This is a genomic window from Streptomyces sp. NPDC058674 (assembly GCF_042716505.1).
Taxonomy (GTDB): Bacteria; Actinomycetota; Actinomycetes; order Streptomycetales; family Streptomycetaceae; genus Streptomyces.
Window position 1 is genome coordinate 1 of record NZ_JBHXSC010000102.1, and the last position, 17,417, is coordinate 17,417.

At 74.0% G+C, this 17,417-nt stretch carries 14 protein-coding genes and 1 pseudogene; 7 read left to right on the forward strand and 8 right to left on the reverse strand.

What is annotated here, in order from left to right; all coding sequences use genetic code 11:
- Nucleotides 1–97: 97 nt before the first annotated feature.
- The gene (locus ACFWU6_RS32015; protein ID WP_383984765.1) at nt 98–535 is read right to left on the reverse strand and encodes a hypothetical protein; all 438 of its coding nucleotides are present in this window, start codon (nt 533–535) and stop codon (nt 98–100) included.
- Nucleotides 536–968: 433 nt separating this feature from the next.
- Between ACFWU6_RS32015 and ACFWU6_RS32020 the strand changes: the two genes are divergently transcribed.
- From ACFWU6_RS32020 to ACFWU6_RS32035, 4 genes are read left to right on the forward strand one after another with little or no spacing between them, the layout of a single operon-like run.
- Complete coding sequence (locus tag ACFWU6_RS32020; protein WP_383984768.1) at nt 969–3,908, forward strand: nitrate- and nitrite sensing domain-containing protein; 2,940 nt, start codon at nt 969–971, stop codon at nt 3,906–3,908.
- Nucleotides 3,905–4,342 carry a roadblock/LC7 domain-containing protein gene (locus tag ACFWU6_RS32025; RefSeq protein WP_383806591.1) on the forward strand — a complete coding sequence of 146 codons (438 nt, stop codon included), beginning with the start codon at nt 3,905–3,907 and terminating at the stop codon, nt 4,340–4,342. The genes ACFWU6_RS32020 and ACFWU6_RS32025 overlap by 4 nt, the downstream gene beginning before the upstream one ends.
- Nucleotides 4,343–4,352: 10 nt before the next feature.
- Complete coding sequence (locus tag ACFWU6_RS32030; protein ID WP_383984771.1) at nt 4,353–4,796, forward strand: DUF742 domain-containing protein; 444 nt, start codon at nt 4,353–4,355, stop codon at nt 4,794–4,796.
- Nucleotides 4,777–5,403 (forward strand): ATP/GTP-binding protein, encoded by a 627-nt coding sequence (locus tag ACFWU6_RS32035; protein WP_383806586.1) that lies wholly within the window; start codon nt 4,777–4,779, stop codon nt 5,401–5,403. Before ACFWU6_RS32030 ends, ACFWU6_RS32035 begins: the two co-directional genes overlap by 20 nt.
- A gap of 308 nt (nt 5,404–5,711) precedes the next feature.
- Here the strand turns inward: ACFWU6_RS32035 and ACFWU6_RS32040 are convergent, their stop codons facing one another.
- From ACFWU6_RS32040 to ACFWU6_RS32055, 4 genes and pseudogenes are all read right to left on the reverse strand, one after another.
- Nucleotides 5,712–6,905, reverse strand: coding sequence for a lipid-transfer protein (locus ACFWU6_RS32040; protein ID WP_383806584.1), 1,194 nt, complete (start codon nt 6,903–6,905; stop codon nt 5,712–5,714).
- Complete coding sequence (locus ACFWU6_RS32045; RefSeq protein ID WP_383806581.1) at nt 6,902–7,375, reverse strand: Zn-ribbon domain-containing OB-fold protein; 474 nt, start codon at nt 7,373–7,375, stop codon at nt 6,902–6,904. The genes ACFWU6_RS32040 and ACFWU6_RS32045 overlap by 4 nt, the downstream gene beginning before the upstream one ends.
- A gap of 61 nt (nt 7,376–7,436) precedes the next feature.
- Nucleotides 7,437–7,553: pseudogene (locus tag ACFWU6_RS32050) on the reverse strand (DUF962 domain-containing protein); the annotation flags it as partial.
- A 21-nt stretch (nt 7,554–7,574) separates the two neighbouring features.
- The gene (locus tag ACFWU6_RS32055) at nt 7,575–8,369 is read right to left on the reverse strand and encodes a M15 family metallopeptidase (protein WP_383984774.1); all 795 of its coding nucleotides are present in this window, start codon (nt 8,367–8,369) and stop codon (nt 7,575–7,577) included.
- Nucleotides 8,370–8,392: 23 nt separating this feature from the next.
- On the opposite strand from ACFWU6_RS32055, the gene ACFWU6_RS32060 reads away from it, so the two are divergent.
- The gene (locus ACFWU6_RS32060) at nt 8,393–8,923 is read left to right on the forward strand and encodes an NUDIX domain-containing protein (protein ID WP_383984777.1); all 531 of its coding nucleotides are present in this window, start codon (nt 8,393–8,395) and stop codon (nt 8,921–8,923) included.
- An 87-nt stretch (nt 8,924–9,010) separates the two neighbouring features.
- Here the strand turns inward: ACFWU6_RS32060 and ACFWU6_RS32065 are convergent, their stop codons facing one another.
- Nucleotides 9,011–11,356 carry a TIM-barrel domain-containing protein gene (locus tag ACFWU6_RS32065; protein ID WP_383984780.1) on the reverse strand — a complete coding sequence of 782 codons (2,346 nt, stop codon included), beginning with the start codon at nt 11,354–11,356 and terminating at the stop codon, nt 9,011–9,013.
- A gap of 223 nt (nt 11,357–11,579) precedes the next feature.
- On the opposite strand from ACFWU6_RS32065, the gene ACFWU6_RS32070 reads away from it, so the two are divergent.
- Both ACFWU6_RS32070 and ACFWU6_RS32075 read left to right on the forward strand, forming a co-directional pair.
- Nucleotides 11,580–13,559, forward strand: a complete 1,980-nt coding sequence (locus ACFWU6_RS32070) for an acetoacetate--CoA ligase (RefSeq protein ID WP_383984783.1) — start codon at nt 11,580–11,582, stop codon at nt 13,557–13,559.
- Nucleotides 13,560–13,625: 66 nt separating this feature from the next.
- Nucleotides 13,626–14,555 (forward strand): hypothetical protein, encoded by a 930-nt coding sequence (locus ACFWU6_RS32075; protein WP_383984786.1) that lies wholly within the window; start codon nt 13,626–13,628, stop codon nt 14,553–14,555.
- 90 nt (nt 14,556–14,645) lie between these two features.
- On the opposite strand, the gene ptsP is transcribed toward ACFWU6_RS32075, so the two are convergent.
- Complete coding sequence (gene ptsP / locus ACFWU6_RS32080; RefSeq protein WP_383806564.1) at nt 14,646–16,316, reverse strand: phosphoenolpyruvate--protein phosphotransferase; 1,671 nt, start codon at nt 16,314–16,316, stop codon at nt 14,646–14,648.
- 73 nt (nt 16,317–16,389) lie between these two features.
- Complete coding sequence (locus ACFWU6_RS32085) at nt 16,390–16,839, reverse strand: PTS glucose transporter subunit IIA (RefSeq protein ID WP_383806561.1); 450 nt, start codon at nt 16,837–16,839, stop codon at nt 16,390–16,392.
- Nucleotides 16,840–17,417: the final 578 nt, after the last annotated feature.

Genomic DNA, 17,417 nt, shown 5'->3' on the forward strand with positions numbered 1-17,417 from the left:
CGCGCGGTGCGCGGGTGGCCGCGACCGGGGCCCGCTACCGGCGGGCGCCCCGGGCCGACGGGCGGGCCCCCGGACCGTCCGGCGCCCCGGACACGCCCTAGCGGCGGCCGAAGGCCGTCAGGGGTCCGTCCTCCCGGGACATGCGGTCCGGACCCGGCTCGCGCGCCGCCCGCCGAGCCTCGCGCCGGGCCTCCCGGCGCCGCCGGCGCGCCGTGCTGCTGGGCTCGGACAGGACCCCGTACCGCTGGTTCCACGTCTGCCGGGTGATCCACACGTCCAGCACGCCCCACGTCGCCACGATCGTCCCCGCCACCGCCCCGAGCGCCATCGGGAAGGCCAGCCAGGAGCCGGTCAGCGTCAGGAAGAACGCGACCGTCGCCTGGGTCAGGGTCACGGCCACGATCAGCACCGCCCGCACCGCCGACGCCCGGACGGAATCGGGCATCCGGCGGCGCCGGGCCGGCTCCTCCACCCACAGCCCCCGTGCGGCGCTCCGCCCGACGCCACCGGCGACGCTTTCCTCGTACCTGCTCATGGTCCGCTCACTCCCCACCGCGCGGTCCGCCACGCCTGCCGCACCACGTCTACCCCAACGCGTACCCCAAAGCGTCCCCTCGAACAGAATGACGTCCGGCGCGGACGGGAGATTCCCGCACGCGGGCATCCCCCCAGGCCAGGATGATCGCGGAACGAACAGTTCCAGCCATCCATCGAATTACGGGAACTGACGCCCCACCAGGTGCCATCTGACACATATCGGGCCGCCGTTGACCGGAAGTATCGGACAACTCCCGATCTCCGCCCAGAGGTCCGGCCGAAAACGTCCGGACACGCCTTCGAGGCCGCTGCTCGGCAGTAGTAGGCTCACGCCGTTTAAATGACGGAACACCGACCTCCGACAACGGGGTTGAGCTGGGGAGGCTGGGGAGGCCATGCGCTTTCGCGGGAAATCCATCCGCCGGAAGATCGTGGCGTTGCTTCTTGTGCCGCTCGTCTCCCTGACCGCCCTCTGGGGCTTCTCGACGGTCATCACCGGCCGCCAGGCCCTCCAGCTCCTGGACGTCGCGTACGTCATCGACAAGGTCGGCTACCCGATCGAGGACGTCGTCCGCGTCATCCAGAAGGAGCGCCGCCAGACCCTCGTCGTCATCGGCGACCCCCGCGCCTCCGCCGCCACCGCCGAGCTGGCCAAGCGGCGGGCCGCCACCGACGAGGCCGTCGACAAGATCAGCGAGAGGGCCCGCGACTCCGAGGTCGTCGACGAGCTGAGCCCGCAGAACGCCCAGCGCCTGCACTCGATCCTCGCCGCCTACCAGGGCATCGGCACCCTCCGCCGCTCCGTCGACCAGAACACCCTCGACCCCGGTCAGGCCCTGGAGCTGTACAGCCGCCTCGTCGACCCCTGCTACGAGTTCCTCATGAATCTCCACGCCCTGGAGAACGTCGAGATGGACAAGCAGGGCCGGGCCCTCGTCGGAATCACCCGGGCCCGCGAGACCCTCTCCCGCGAGGACGCCGTCATCGCCTCGGCCCTCGCCGCCGGGAAGATCGGCGCGCCCGACCTCCGCCGCGTCTCCGACCTCGCCGCGAACCGCACCCTGCTCTACGAGTTCAACCTCGCGATCCTCCCGGCCGCCGACCGGCAGCGTTTCGAGCAGTACTGGACCGGCACCGAGTCCAAGGCCCTGCGCGACGCGGAGGAGCGCTTCCTCTCCGCCGGTGCGGCCAAGACCCCCCGCGGTGTCACCGCCGCCCAATGGGACGAGACCGCGAACAAGGTCCTCGACGACCTCGCCGCCATGGGCACCGAGGCCGGTGACGGCTACCAGAAGCGCGTCGAGCCCGTCGCCATGGACGTCCTGGTCCAGGCCGCCGTCGCCGGCGTCCTCGGCTTCATCGCGCTGACCGTGTCGCTGGTCCTCTCCGTGCGCATCGGCCGCGACCTGGTCCGCGACCTCTCCCGGCTCCGCAAGGAGGCCCACGAGGCCTCCGGCGTCCGCCTGCCGGGCGTGATGCGCCGCCTCGCCGCCGGCGAGCACGTCGACGTGGAGACCGAGGCCCCCCGCCTGGAGTACGAGAAGGACGAGGTCGGCCAGGTCGGCCAAGCCCTCAACACCCTCCAGCGCGCCGCCGTCGAGGCCGCCGTCAAGCAGGCGGAGCTGCGCCGCGGCGTCTCCGAGGTCTTCGTCAACCTCGCCCGCCGCAACCAGGTGCTGCTGCACCGCCAGCTGACGCTCCTCGACACGATGGAGCGCCGCACCGAGGACACCGACGAGCTCGCCGACCTCTTCCGCCTCGACCACATGACCACCCGCATGCGGCGCCACGCCGAGGGTCTCGTGATCCTCTCCGGCGCGGCGCCCTCCCGCCAGTGGCGCAAGCCCGTCCAGCTGATGGACGTCGTACGGGCCGCCGTCGCCGAGGTCGAGGACTACGAGCGGATCGAGGTGCGCCGCCTCCCGCGCCTGGGCATCGCCGGACCCGCCGTCGCGGACGTCACCCACCTCGTCGCCGAACTCCTGGAGAACGCCACCGTGTTCTCCCCGCCCCACACCGCGGTCCAGGTGCACGGCGAACGCGTCGCCAACGGCTTCACCCTGGAGATCCACGACCGCGGCCTCGGCATGAACCCGGAAGCGCTGCTCGACGCGAACCTCCGGCTCGCCGAGACCCCCGAGTTCGAGCTGTCCGACACCGACCGCCTCGGCCTCTTCGTGGTCAGCCGCCTCGCGCAGCGCCACGGCGTCAAGGTCGTCCTCCAGCACAGTCCCTACGGAGGGACCACCGCGGTGGTCTTCCTCCCGGTGGCCCTGCTGACCGAGGCCCCCGAGACCAACGGCACCGGCCTGCGGCTGAACGGCGCCGTCGTGGGCGCCGGCATGTCCGGCAAGCCGGGGAAGCCCGGTCCGGCCGGAGCACCGGGCAGGCCCGGCGCCGTCCCGTCCGGGCGGACGGCCTCCGCCGTGGAGCGCGGACCGTCCGGCCGCTCCCTTCCGGCGGCCGACCTGCGCGGCCCGGTCGAGCTGGAGGCCCCGCTGGGCGTCCTCGGGATCGACGGCCTCGACGACCCGGCCGCCCTGCTCGACGACCCGGCCGCCCCGGACGCCGCCACCACCGGGATCACGGGGCTCACCGGCGTCGGCGGCCGCCCGGCCATGGCGACGCTGGACGACGAGACCCCGCCGACCGGCACCCCGCGCAGCGCACTGCTGGGCCTGCGACCCGCAGACCGGGCGCACACCGATCGGCCCGAGCAGCGGCAGGCCGAACCGCGCCACGTCGACCGCCGGCCGGACCGCCGCCCGGACTCCCGCTCCGACCGGGGCGGTGCGGTCCGCGCGGGCGGCCGTGAGCCGCTCGCCCCCACCGGCCCGGTCCGCCTGGACAGCGCCCGCCTGGACAGCGCCCGCACGGACGGAACACGCCCCGACGGCGCCCGCCCCGACCGGGCCCGCCCGGAGGCGCCCCGTCCTGACGTGCCACGTCCCGACGGCCTGCGCGGCACGGGAGCCGTGCCGCTGCCCCGCCGCCGCCCCGCCCCGACCCTGGTCGCCGACCACGGCCGCCGCGTCGATCCCCGGCCCGTCAGCGCCGTGCCGCCGTCCGCCCCCACCGGCGGGGCCGCCCCCGCCCCCGCCCCGGGCGGCGCCGGGCTGCTGCCCCGACGGGTCCGCCAGGCCAGCCTGGCACCACAGTTGAAGAGCGCGGCCGGCCCTGCCGCCGCCCGGGACACCGCCGACGACACGGCCGAAGACCGCGACGCGGAGGACGTGCGGGCCCGCATGTCCGCACTCCAGCGCGGCTGGACGGCGGGCCGCAGCCAGCAGGCACAGCAGAAGTCCGAGACCGGGGCGGGCACCCCCGCCGCCACCGGGCCCGCGCACGAGAACGAAGGGGACGGTCGATGACCGCACCGCAGACCGGCAACGACTACAGGGGCCGCGGCTCCGGCCCGCTCAACTGGCTCCTGGACGAGCTGGTCGACAAGGTCGGTTCCATCCGTAAGGCGGTGGTCCTCTCGGGCGACGGCCTGCCGACCGGCACCTCCAAGGACCTGACCCGCGAGGACGGCGAGCACCTCGCCGCGGTCGCCTCCGGCTTCCACAGCCTGGCCAAGGGGGTGGGCCGCCACTTCGACTCCGGCCGGGTCCGCCAGACCGTGGTCGAGCTCGACGAGGCCTTCCTCTTCGTCATGGCGGCCGGCGACGGCAGCTGCCTCGCCGTGCTCTCCGACGCCGACTCCGACGTCGGCCAGGTCGCGTACGAGATGACGCTGATGGTCAAGCGAGTGGGCGACCACCTGGCGACCGCCCCGCGCACCGGGCTGCCAGCCGGAGGGTGAGTCGTACGGCATGACTGATTCCGGCCAGGACCACCCCGCCGCCCCCACGCCGGCCGCGGACGGCGCCGCCTCCCCCGACCACCCGCACTGGTTCGACGACGACGCGGGTCCCGTCGTACGTCCGTACGCGATGACCCGCGGGCGGACCAGCCACGCGGGGCAGCACCGGCTCGACCTGATCGCGCTCGTCGTCGCCGAAGCGGCGGCCGACGATCCGGTCTGGGACATGACCCTGTCCCCGGAACACGCCGACATCCTCGGGCTGTGCCGGGGCCGGCCGCAGTCCGTCGCCGAACTCGCGGCGGAACTCGACCTCGCCGTCGGGGTCGTGCGCGTGCTGATCGGCGACCTCGCCGACGACGGACTGGTCCACGTGACCCGGCCGGTACCTCCGGCCGAACTGCCCGACGAATCCATACTGCGTGAGGTGATCGATGGCCTTCGGGCGCTCTAGCCGCACCGGCGCGATGCATGCCGTGTCGCCGGTCGAGCCGCTGACCTTGAAGATCCTGGTCGCGGGCGGTTTCGGGGTGGGCAAGACCACCCTGGTCAGTGCGGTGAGCGAGATCAGACCGCTGCGCACCGAGGAACGGCTCTCGGAGCCGGGCATCGGCATCGACGACACCGGGGGAGTGGAGGGGAAGAGCACCACCACGGTGGCCATGGACTTCGGGCGCATCACGCTCCGCGAGGACCTGGTGCTGTACCTGTTCGGGACCCCCGGACAGGACCGGTTCTGGTTCCTGTGGGACGAGCTGGCCCAGGGCTCGCTGGGCGCGGTGGTCCTCGCGGACACCCGCCGCCTCGCCGACTGCTTCGCCGCGGTCGACTACTTCGAGCGGCGTGAGATCCCCTTCGTGGTCGCGGTCAACTGCTTCGACGGCGCGGACCGGCACCCGGTGGTGACCGTCCGGGACGCGCTCGACCTCGACGCGGGCGTACCGGTGCTGCTGTGCGACGCCCGGGACCGGGAGTCCGTGAAGGACGTACTGGTGGGGGTCGTGGAACACGCGATGTCGCTGGCCCGCGCCCGCCGCCGGAGCCTCTCGGCCGGAGCCTGACAGAAAGCGGCCCGTACCCCCGCCGACTGGGGTACGGGCCGCAGCTCTCCCGGGGGGATCAGGGGGTCCCGGTCGCGGCCGGGGGCCGTGGAGCGGGACCGTGGAGCGAGTGTGAACCTGCCGCCGGGGGCCGTCAAGCGTTCGGACAGCACGCGGGGGACACGCCTGGTCGGAGCCCTGTTCGGCTGCCCGCCCTGCCCGCGCCCGCGCTGCCCGCGCCGTCCGGCTCGGCCGGCGCTGTGCGGGCCCGGTCGGTGCGCCCCGGCGGCTGCCCGCGCCCGGGGCGCCCGACGGCCCCGCGCGAGCGGTCACCGCACCGCCACCACGGCCGAACCGTGCCCGAACAACCCCTGGTTGGCCGTGATACCGGCCCGCGCGCCCGGAACCTGCCGCTCCCCGGCCGTCCCGCGCAACTGCCACGTCAGCTCGCAGACCTGCGCGATCGCCTGCGCCGGTACCGCCTCGCCGAACGAGGCCAGCCCGCCGCTCGTGTTGACCGGAAGACGCCCGCCCAGGGCCGTCGCGCCCTCCCGTACGAGCTTGGCCCCCTCGCCCGCCCCGCAGAAGCCGAGGTCCTCGTACCACTCCAGCTCCAGGGCGGTCGACAGGTCGTACACCTCGGCGAGGGAGAGGTCGGCCGGCCCCAGTCCCGCCTCCTCGTACGCCGCCCGCGCCAGCGCGGCGCGGAAGGAGCCGGCGGCCGGCTCCACCGCCACCGCCGAGTCGGTGGCGATGTCGGGCAGGTCCAGGACGGTCCGGGGGTAGGTCGGGGTGACCGTCGAAACGGCCCGGATGCGCACCGGGTCGGCGACGCCGCGCGAACGGGCGAAGTCCATGCCGGACAGCACCAGGGCCGCGCCCCCGTCCGAGGTCGCGCAGATGTCGAGCAGCCGCAGCGGATCGGCCACCACCGCCGAGGCCGCGACCTCCTCGGCCGTCACCGCCTTGCGGTAGCGGGCGTTGGGGTTGAGCACGCCGGCGGCCGCGTTCTTCACCTTGACCCGGGCGAAGTCCTCCGGGGTGTCCCCGTACACGGCCATCCGGCGGCGGGCGTACAGCGCGAAGTACGCCGGGTTGGTGGCCCCCAGCACGCGGAACCGCAGCCAGTCCGGGTCGTCGGGGCGGTCGCCCCCGGCCGGCGCGAAGAACCCTTTGGGAGCCGCGTCCGCGCCCACCACGAGCACCACGTCCGCCAGCCCCGCCAGGATCTGTGCGCGGGCCGCTCCGATGGCCTGGGCGCCCGACGCGCAGGCCGCGTACACGCTGGTGACCCGCGCGCCCTGCCAGCCGAGCGCCCGGGCGAAGGTGGCCCCGGCCACGTAGCCCGGGTATCCGGACCGCACGGTGTCCGCCCCGACGACCGACTGGACGTCCCTCCAGTCCAGGCCCGCGTCGGCGAGCGCGGCCCGGGCCGCGGTCCGGCCGTACTCGACGAAACTGCGGCCCCATTTGCCCCAGGGGTGCATTCCGGCCCCCAGGACGGCGATGTCCGCGACGCTCACGACGCTCCTCCCACCGGCTTGAAGTGCCAGGTCGTCCAGGTGGTGTCGGGGGTCTCGTTCAGGACCCCGCCGACCACCTCGACCTCCATGCCCACCTCGAGATCGGCGACGCCGATCCCGGGCGCGGCCTGCCCGAGCACGACCATCCGCTCGGCCTCCAGCTCCACGGCGACCAGGGTGTACGGAACCCAGGGCTCGGCGGGGTCGCAGACGTACGGGGCGGGGGGCCGGTACCGCCCGTCGGTGTAGGACCAGACCCGGCCCCGGGGCGACAGCGGAACCTCGGCGAGCTCGCCGCCGCCGGGGCAGTGCGGGTTGCGGCAGTGGACGTCCTCGCGGGGGAAGAACACCGCGGTGCAGGCGGAGCAGCGGGTCCCGAGCAGGCGGAAGGCGCCCGGCCGGCCGTTCGGTGCCGCTGCTTCCTCCCCCGTGAACCATCCGCTCACTACGGGGGTGCGCGTGCGTGCCAAGGTTCCTCCCGTGCATCGTCGCTGACGGATCGTCAGATTCTGGCACGGGAGGGCCGCGGGGTCACCGGTTCTCGGCGAGCCACTTCTGCGCGATCTCCGCGAGCTCGGCGTCCCGCCCGGCCGGCATCATCCGGATCATCTGCGCGTCCCCGCGCAGCGACCAGCCCGGATGCCCGAAGGCGTCATGCGGGCACGGTACTCACGGCCGGACGGCCGCGACAGTGACGGGGAAGTCGAATGCGGTGTCGGGGAACGCCTCGGGCCGGTACGTGAAGTGCCACCATTCCTGGGGCAGGTTGACGAAGCCCTGCTCGCCGAGCGCCTGGCGGAGCAGGTCGCGGTGGGCGCGGGCGGCGGGGGAGACGGCCGCGCTGTCGGTGTGGGAGAGCGGGCCGAAGAAGTCGAAGGCGGTTCCCATGTCGACCTCGCGGGAGGCGGACAGCCGTACGAGGGTGACGTCGAGGGTGCTCCCGCGGGAATGGCCCGACTTCGCGGCGATGTAGCCCTCGGGGATCAGGCGGTCCTTGTCGACGTCCGGGTAGTACGCGGCCTTGGTGCCCTGGTCGGCGGGGTCCCCGGCCCACCGGACGAACCGGTCCACGGCCCGCTGCGGCCGGTAGCAGTCGTAGACCTTCAGCGAGAGGCCGCGCCGCAGCAGGGTGCGCTGCGCGCTGCGCAGGGCCCGGGCGGCGGGGCGCGCGAGCAGGCAGACGGGCTCCTCGTACCCGTCGACCGGGGCGCCGGTGAAGTTGTGACCGGTCGCGTACCGGATGTCCTGCCGGATTGTGGGGTCCACGTCGGACAGGACGGCGAACCCGGGCGGGGCGGACGAGGGCCCCGCCGGCGCCGTGCCGCCGCCCGTCGGGCCCGCCGCGAGCCTCCCGGCGACGCCGCCCGTCGGGCCCGCCGCCGCGGGCGGCACCACGACCGTCCACACCACGGCGAGCGCCGCCACCGCCGACTCCAGAGCGAGCACAACAGCCTTCTTACGCATGGTCCTTGGCATACCATCGCGGGATGCCGGCACAGCTGAGGGACTCGCACTGCTCCACCTGCGGAACACCGTTCGAAGCGGCCGCCTGGCCCCGGACCTGCCCGTCGTGCGGGTCCACCGCCTACCGCAATCCGCTCCCGGTGGCCGTCGCGCTCCTTCCCGTCCAGGACGCCGACGGCACCGGCCTCGTGGTCATCACCCGCACCATCGAACCGGCTCTCGGCGGCGTCGCCCTGCCCGGCGGCTTCATCGACTTCGGCGAGGACTGGCGCGAGGCGGTCGTCCGCGAGCTGCGCGAGGAGACCGGCATCGAGGCCGACGCCCCGGACGTGGCCCTGGCCGATGCGCTCAGCTCGCCGGCGGGTCACCTGCTGGTCTTCGGCCTGCTCCCGGTCCGGCCGGCGGCGGACCTTCCCGCACCGGCCGCGACGGACGAGACCGCGGGGTGGCACGTCCTCAGGGAGCCGACGGAGCTCGCGTTCCCCCTGCACACCGAGGTGGCGGCCTCGTGGTTCGCGGGCCGGTACGCCCGAGGCGCTGCGGCCGGGCGGTAGCGCACGGGCCCCTGCAGGGGCCGCACCCGGCCGGTGCGCCCGCCTCCGAGGACGGGACGGGGCCCGCCGTGCTCGCTTCCGGCCCCCTCAGAGCCCGCGCACCCTCACCCCCGGGACCGCCTCGCCCGCCTCGTCCTCCACCAGTACCCGGTCGCCGTCCCACCGCACGGCGTACCGCTCGGCCTCGCCCGCCGCCGGGCCCGGTCCCGCGTCCCGGATGACCACCCCGCCGCCCGTGCGGCCCCGCGCGGGGGCCCAGACCTCCAGAGCCGCCCCGCCTCCGGGGGAGCGGACGGGCAGGAGCGCACCCGCGCGGGCGAGGACCGGGATCCGCCCGCGCGGGGCGTCCAGCAGGACCTGGCCCGGGCCTTCGTGCGCCGCCCCGGTGGCGGTGTCGTACCACCGCCCGCGTGGCAGCCGGACCGCGCGCCGGTCCGCGCCGCACTCCAGCACCGGGGCGACCAGCAGGGCGTCGCCCAGCAGGAAGGCGTCCTCGCAGTCCCGCAGCGCCCGGTCCTCCGGCGCCCCCCACCACAGCGGCCGCACGTACGGGGCGCCGGTCCGGCGGGCCAGGTGGGCCAGGGTGACGAAGTAGGGGCGCAGCCGGTCGCGCTCCGCCAAGGCCGCGCGGGCGGCCCGCTCCGTCTCCGGTCCGAACTCCCACGGCTCCCGCTGACCGGCCCAGAGCGCCGAGTGCGTGCGGAACAGCGGGAGGTACGCGCCCAGTTGGAGCCAGCGCAGGTACAGCTCCGGGGAGGGGGACCCGCCGAAGCCGCCGACGTCCGGGCCCGAGTACGGCACCCCGCACAGTCCGAGGCCCAGGACCAGGGCCAGCGAGGCCCGCAGGCCGTCCCAGCTGGACTCCACGTCACCGGACCACGTGCCCCCGTACCGCTGCATCCCCGCCCAGCCGGACCGGGAGAAGAGGAACGGCCGCTCGGCGGGCCGCAGCCGCAGCAGCCCCTCCCAGCCGGCCCGCGCCATGGTGAGGGCGTACACGTTGTGCCCGGACCGGTGGTCCCCGCCGGCGCCGTCCATGGAGTGGCGCGCCGAGCGGGGGAGGGTCGTGTCCCCGAAGGGTGCGAAGGACACCGGCTCGTTCATGTCGTGCCAGAAGCCGGCGAAGCCCTGCGCGAGCCGCTCCTCGTACAGCCCGCCCCACCACTCCCGCACCGCCGGGTCCGTGAAGTCCGGGTAGGCGCACTCGCCCGGCCAGACCTCGCCGCGCACCTCCCGGCCCCGTGCGTCCCGTACGAAGGCGCCGCCCGCCCCCACGGAGAGGCCCGAGGCGTGCAGGGCGTCGCCGGCCTTCACCGCGGGGTCGATGATCGAGACCAGGTGCACGTCCTTCCTGCGCAGCTCCAGGGCGAGTTCGGGCAGGTCGGGGAAGCGCTCCCGGTCCACTGTGAAGGCGCGGTGGCCGTCGTAGTGGTCGATGTCCAGGTGCACGGCCGACAGCGCGAGCCCCCGCGAGGCGTAGCCGTCCACCACGCGGCGGACCTCCGCCGCGCTGCCGAAGCCCCAACGGGCGTGCTGGTAGCCCAGCGCCCACTCCGGCGGCACCGCCGGGGCGCCCGTCAGCCCCGCCCAGCCCTGCAGGACCCGCGCCGGCGTCCCCACCAGGACCCAGCACCGCAGCGGCCCGCCGTCCATGCGCAGTTCGCTCGAACCGGGGCGGTCCGCCCCCGAGCCCGCGCCCTCCTCCCCCTCGCGCAGCACCACCCGGCCGTCCCAGGAGTTGTCGTGGAACACCAGGTGCGTGCCCGCGTCGGCGACCACCAGCTGGACCGGCATCGTCAGGTACAGCGGGTCGGTGCCCGGTCCGAAGGCGCCGCCCGGGTCCGTGTTCCACAGCCGGTACGTCCCGTCCCGCAGGCGGGGCCCGGCCGCGCGTCCGCCCAGCCCGAAGAACCGGGCGTCCGCCGGCACCTCGCCGCGCTGGGACCACCGCGCCCCGCCCCGCGCCGGGTCCACCGGCTCCCACCAGCGCGGCGGCAGCTCCCGCCGCAGGACCGTCCCGCCGGGCGTGCGCACCTCCACCGCCCCGTGCCGGGACACCGCGACCGTCACCCGCTCCGACACCACCCGCCAGCCGCCCCCGGTGTCCGGTTCCAGGACGGCCCGCGGATCCGGGTCCGGCCCGGTGCCCACCACCGCGTACGAGGGCGTCGGCGGGGCCCCGTCCCAGCCCCAGAACACGGCGCCGCCCACGGCGACCCGGACCACCAGCTCCGAGCGGGCGAACCGAAGCACGCCGCCGCCCGGCCGCGCCTCCGTACCCGTCAGCAGCCCCGGCACGCGCGCCCGCTCCGCGCCCCGGCGCGGAAGCCCCACCGCGTCCGCGCGCCGATGGCGCCAGGCCGAGCGCCAGGCGCGCCGTCCGCGCTCCGTACCGAGGTCCTTCACCGCACGCACCAGATCGCGACCGTCCATGCGGATCACCCTGCCACCGGCCCCGGGCCGGGGGGACCGCGTTCAGCTGCCGTTCACCCGCCGGCGGCACCCGTCGCCGACCACCGGCGACCGCGCGGGACGCCTCTGGTGCGGATGTCGATCACATGGCATGGTCCCAGTGAGCCGCCGCGCGCACACCCCTCGCGCGATGGCACCGTACGCACACGAAGCGCGAGCCGCAGACTTGACCGGGAGCCGACCCATGACCTCAGCCACGCAGCCGGAACCCCTCTGGGCACCGGGCCCCGACCGGATCGCCGCGGCGCGGATCACCGCCTTCCAGGCCTGGGCCGCCGAGCGCCACGGAGCCCCCGCCGACGGCGGCTACCCGGCCCTGCACAGCTGGTCCGTCGACGAGCTCGACACCTTCTGGCAGGCCGTCGCCGAGTGGTTCGACGTCCGCTTCACCACCCCGTACGAGTCCGTCCTCGCCGACCGCTCCATGCCCGGCACGCGCTGGTTCACCGGCGCCACCCTCAACTACGCCGAGCACGCCCTGCGCGCCGCCGAGGACCCGGCCCGCGCCGGGGAGGCCGCTCTGCTGTGCGTGGACGAGACCCACGAGACCACCCCCGTCAGCTGGGCCGAGCTCCGCCGCCAGGTGGGCTCGCTCGCCGCCGAGCTGCGCGCCCTCGGCGTCCGCCCCGGCGACCGGATCAGCGGCTACCTGCCGAACATCCCCGAGGCCGTCGTCGCCCTCCTCGCCACCGCGGCCGTCGGAGGCGTCTGGACCTCCTGCGCCCCGGACTTCGGCGCCCGCAGCGTCCTGGACCGCTTCCAGCAGGTCGAGCCCGTCGTCCTCTTCGCCGTGGACGGCTACTGCTACGGCGGCAAGCAGCACGACCGCCGCGACACCGTCGCCGAGCTCCGCGCGGAGCTCCCGTCCCTGCGCGCGCTGGTCCACATCCCGCTGCTCGGCACGGACGCCCCCGAGGGGGCCCTGGCCTGGTCCGACCTGACCTCCGGCGACACCGCACCCGTCTTCGAGGCGGTCCCCTTCGACCACCCCCTGTGGGTCCTGTACTCCTCGGGTACGACCGGCCTTCCCAAGGCCATCGTCCAGTCCCAGGGCGGCATCCTCCTCGAACACCTGAAACAGCTCGGCCTGCACTGCGACCTCGGCCCGGAGGACCGGTTCTTCTGGTACACCTCCACCGGCTGGATGATGTGGAACTTCCTCGTCTCCGGCCTGCTCACCGGCACGACCGTGGTGCTCTACGACGGCAGCCCAGGCCACCCCGACACCGGCGCCCAGTGGCGCATCGCGGAGCGGACCGGGGCGACGCTCTACGGCACCTCCGCCGCGTACGTCATGGCCTGCCGCAAGGCGGAGGTCCACCCGTCCCGCGACTTCGACCTCTCCGCCGTGAAGTGCGTCGCGACCACGGGCTCCCCGCTCCCGCCCGACGGCTTCCGCTGGCTCCACGACGAGGTGGCCGAGGACCTGTGGATCGCCTCCGTCAGCGGCGGCACCGACGTGTGCAGCTGCTTCGCCGGCGCGGTCCCCACCCTCCCGGTGCACATCGGCGAACTGCAGGCCGCCTGCCTCGGCACGGACCTGCAGTCCTGGGACCCCTCCGGCAAGCCCCTCACCGGAGAGGTCGGCGAGCTGGTCGTCGCGAACCCGATGCCGTCCATGCCGATCCGCTTCTGGAACGACCCCGACGGCAGCCGCTACCGCGACAGCTACTTCGACATGTTCCCGGGTGTCTGGCGGCACGGGGACTGGATCACCCTCACCGGCCACGGCTCGGTGATCATCCACGGCCGCTCCGACTCCACCCTCAACCGCCAGGGCGTGCGGATGGGCTCCGCCGACATCTACGAGGCCGTCGAACGGCTCCCGGAGATCAAGGAATCCCTGGTCATCGGTCTGGAGGAGGCGAACGGCGGGTACTGGATGCCGCTCTTCGTGCACCTCGCGCCGGGCGCCACCCTCGACGACGGGCTGCGCGCGAAGATCAAGGCGACGATCCGCGAGGAGCTCTCCCCGCGGCACGTCCCCGACGAGGTCATCGAAGTCCCGGGCATCCCCCACACCCTGACCGGCAAGCGCATCGAGGTACCGGTCAAGCGCCTGCTCCAGGGCGCCCCCATGGCCAAGGCCGTCAACCCGGGCTCGGTCGACCGCCTCGAGCTCCTCGACTTCTACGAGGAGCTCGCGCGCACCCGCCGCGGCTGAGAAGGTCACTGTCAGTGGTGGTGATTACCCTGAGTGAGCAAGTGACTGCGACACTCAGGGGGAGCCATGCCACCGAAGAACGACACCGGAAGCCACCGCGCCACGCGGACCGCCAGGACCGCCGGCGCCCGCAGGCGCCGCACGCTGCGCCGCGAAGCCCCCAGCACCGTAGGCCTGCTGGCCGACCCCGGGGACTTCGCGGCCATGCGGCGGTACCGCAGCTTCACCTTCGACGACCACCAGGACTACCTGCGCCACGTCGAGGACCTGCTCCGGTCCCTCACCGCCCAGGGCATCCACACCAGCGTCGCGCTCTTCGACCCCGAGGAGTACGCCGAGTACTGCGCCGACCACGGCCTCGACCCCGACACCGCCGAGACCCGCAGCCGCTTCACCGCGGAACTGGCCGGGAGCAGCGCCCTCCTGCCCTACCGCGGGCAACCCATCGACGAACTGGTCCCGCTCCTCGTCGACGAGGCCGTCCGACAGGCCACCTGGGAGTACGCCACCACCCTCCTCGCGGGCGTGGGCAGCTGCGCCGACTGCGGCGAGGACATCGGCAACGCCTCCTTCGAGCGCGCGGCCGACGCGCTCAAACGCCTCCTGGCCGGAGCCGGCCCCGGCCACCACCACCTCGTCTGCAGCGTCCCCACGGAGGCGGAACAGCTCGTCGCCGTACTGCACGCCGACGTCGCCGACGAGCCCGACACCCCGCCGCGCGTCGAAGGCCGGGAGGGACTCGACTTCGTGACGGTCCTGGCCGCCGGTCTCGCCCTGGGCGGCCCCGGGGGCCTGGTCCTGCGCAGCACCGGCGCGGACCGCCCCGACCGGGTCCACGGCTGGCACCTGGACCGCGGCCGACTCGCCCCGCTCTCCGCCGCGGCCGTCTTCAACGCCTACTGCACCGACGCCGACACCGGTGAACCCGTCGCCCCCGAACCGGGCGTCGAGTACTGCCCCGGCTTCGAAGCGGACGTTCCCGGCCCGCACGACTAAGGCCTGGTGCCGAGGGTCCGTCCGCCGAGCGGCCGAAGGGCCCTCGCCACCGGCGAAGGCCCTTCGGATCCTCGGATCACACCGGTCCGGTCACTCTCCGGACAACACCGCTTGGGCGGCCTTGCGGGCCTGCTCCGCGCTGTCGCACGCGCGCGCCGCGGCAGCGGCCCGCTCGCACTGCGCGAGCGTGTGCTTGGCGAGCGTCGTCCGCACGTAGGGAATCGAGGCGGCACCCATGGAGAGGGAGGTGACACCCAGACCCGTCAGCACACAGGCCAGCAGCGGGTCGGAGGCGGCCTCGCCGCAGACGCCGCAGCTCTTGCCCTCGGCCCTGGCGGCCTCGGCCGACAGGGCGATCAGGTCGAGCAGCGCCGGCTGCCACGGATCCTGGAGCCGCGACACCGCACCGACCTGGCGGTCGGCGGCGAAGGCGTACTGGGCCAGGTCGTTCGTGCCCAGCGACAGGAACTCGACCTCCTGGAGGATCGAACGCGCCCGGAGGGCGGCGGAGGGGATCTCCACCATCGCACCGAACTTCGCCTTCAGCCCCGCCTCACGGCACGCGTCGGCGAAGGCCTTGGCGTCCGTCCGGTCGGCCACCATCGGGGCCATGACCTCGAGGTACACGGGCAGGCCCTCGGCCGCCCTGGCCAGCGCGACCAGCTGCGTGCGCAGCACGTCCGGGTGGTCGAGCAGGGCGCGCAGACCGCGCACGCCGAGCGCCGGGTTCGGCTCGTCCGCCGGGGTCAGGAAGTCCAGCGGCTTGTCGGCGCCGGCGTCCAGCACGCGCACCACGACACGGCCTCCGGGGAAGGCCTCGAGCACCTTGCGGTACGACTCGACCTGCTTCTCCTCGGACGGCGCCTTCTCGCTGTCGTCCAGGAACAGGAACTCGGTGCGGAACAGCCCCACGCCCTCGGCCCCGGCCTCGACGGCCGCCGGCACGTCCGCCGGTCCGCCTACGTTCGCCAGCAGCGGCACCTTGTGACCGTCGGAGGTGGCACCCGGGCCGGACGAGGCGGAGAGTGCGGCCTTGCGCTCGGCGGCCGCCGCCTCCAGCTCGGCCCGCTTCTCCGGGGACGGGTCCACATACAGGTCGCCCGTGCTGCCGTCGACGGCGATGAGGGTGCCCTCGGCGATCTCGCCGGCGCCCGGCAGTGCCACGATCGCCGGCACGCCCAGCGCCCGCGCGAGGATCGCGCTGTGGCTGGTCGGCCCGCCCTCCTCCGTCACGAAGCCGAGCACCAGGGCCGGGTCGAGCAGCGCCGTGTCGGCGGGAGCGAGGTCCCGCGCGATCAGGACGTACGGCTCGTCGCTATCCGGCACACCGGGCATCGGCACGCCGAGCAGACGCGCCACGATCCGGTTGCGGACGTCGTCCAGGTCGGCGACGCGGCCGGCCATGTACTCGCCGGCCCCCGCGAGCAGGACGCGGTAGGCGGCGAACGCGTCGTAGATGCCGCGCTCGGCGGTGCTGCCGACGGCGATCCGCCGGTCGACGTCCGCCATCAGCTCGGGGTCCGTGGCGATCATCGCCTGGGCCTCGAGCACGTGCTGGGCCTCGCCGCCGGCCAGCTGGCCGCGCGCGATCAGGTCGGCCGAGACAGCCTCCACGGCCTGACGGGCGCGCCCCTGTTCGCGCTCCGCCTCATCCGCCGTGATCTGCCTGGCCGGCGGCTCGAGAACCGCCGTCCCCATGTGCCGAACCTCGCCGATCGCCACACCGTGGCTCACGCCGACGCCTCGCAGCGTTGTCTCCATTTCACCGTCTCCGATTGAGCGGCGGGCTCGGCCGCCGCGGTGGATGTCCGACTCGCCCTCGCGGGCGGACGCGTCACTGCCAGCTGAAGAGAACGTCGTCAGCCTTCACGTCGCCCGACTCGACGACGTCGGAAAGGGAGTCGGCGGTCGCCTCGAGTGCCACGACGGGGCAGACGGGGGACTTGCCGGCCGCTTCGACCGCAGCGGGGTTCCAGCGGATGACGGCCTGGCCGCGGGTCACCGTGTCGCCCTTGTTGACGAGCAGCTCGAAGCCCTCGCCGTTGAGCTGGACGGTGTCGATCCCGAGGTGGGTGAGGACGCCGTGGCCCTCACCGTCTACGACGACGTAGGCGTGCGGGTGCAGGGAGACGACCACACCATCTACGGGGGACACCGCCTCCGAGGGCTCGCGCACGGGGTCGATGGCGGTGCCCGGACCCACCATGGCACCGGAGAACACCGGATCGGGCACTGCCGCGAGTCCGATGGCGTGCCCGGCGAGTGGGGACGTCACGCTGGTCATGGGGGGCCTCCCAGGGGTGGGCTTCGACGTGTCGCCGTCACTACGTGTTGCGAACGGCGTACTCTCAGAAGGATAAGTCACGAGATGTTCGGGTTCGCCCGATGTTGGTCCCGATCCGGGCTGGCCCTTCGGCACGGAGACTAGTGGACTAGACCGGTGGACTAGACCATACGCCTGATCCGATTTGCGTGGGAACCCGAGGCCGTGTAGTGTTGGGACACCCGCCGGGACGCATCGTGTGAACTTTTCGCGAACGCCCCATGGACGGGACTCCTCTCTCAAGCGTCGATCTCCTCCTTTCCTTTCTTTCCGCATGCCTTTCGGCAAAACGGAGAGTGGTCGGAAGGGCAGGGAAACGCTGATAGAGTCGGTATCGCCGAAAAGGAAAGCGCGAAAGCGAATACCTGGAAAGCGAAGCCCGCTTCGACCGGGAATCGGACGCGAAAGAGTCTGGTAGAGTCGGAAACGCAAGAACAGAACGAGAGCCCGGAGGAAAGCCCGAGAGGGTGAGTACGAAGGAAGCGTCCGTTCCTTGAGAACTCAACAGCGTGCCAAAAATCAACGCCAGAAGTTGATAC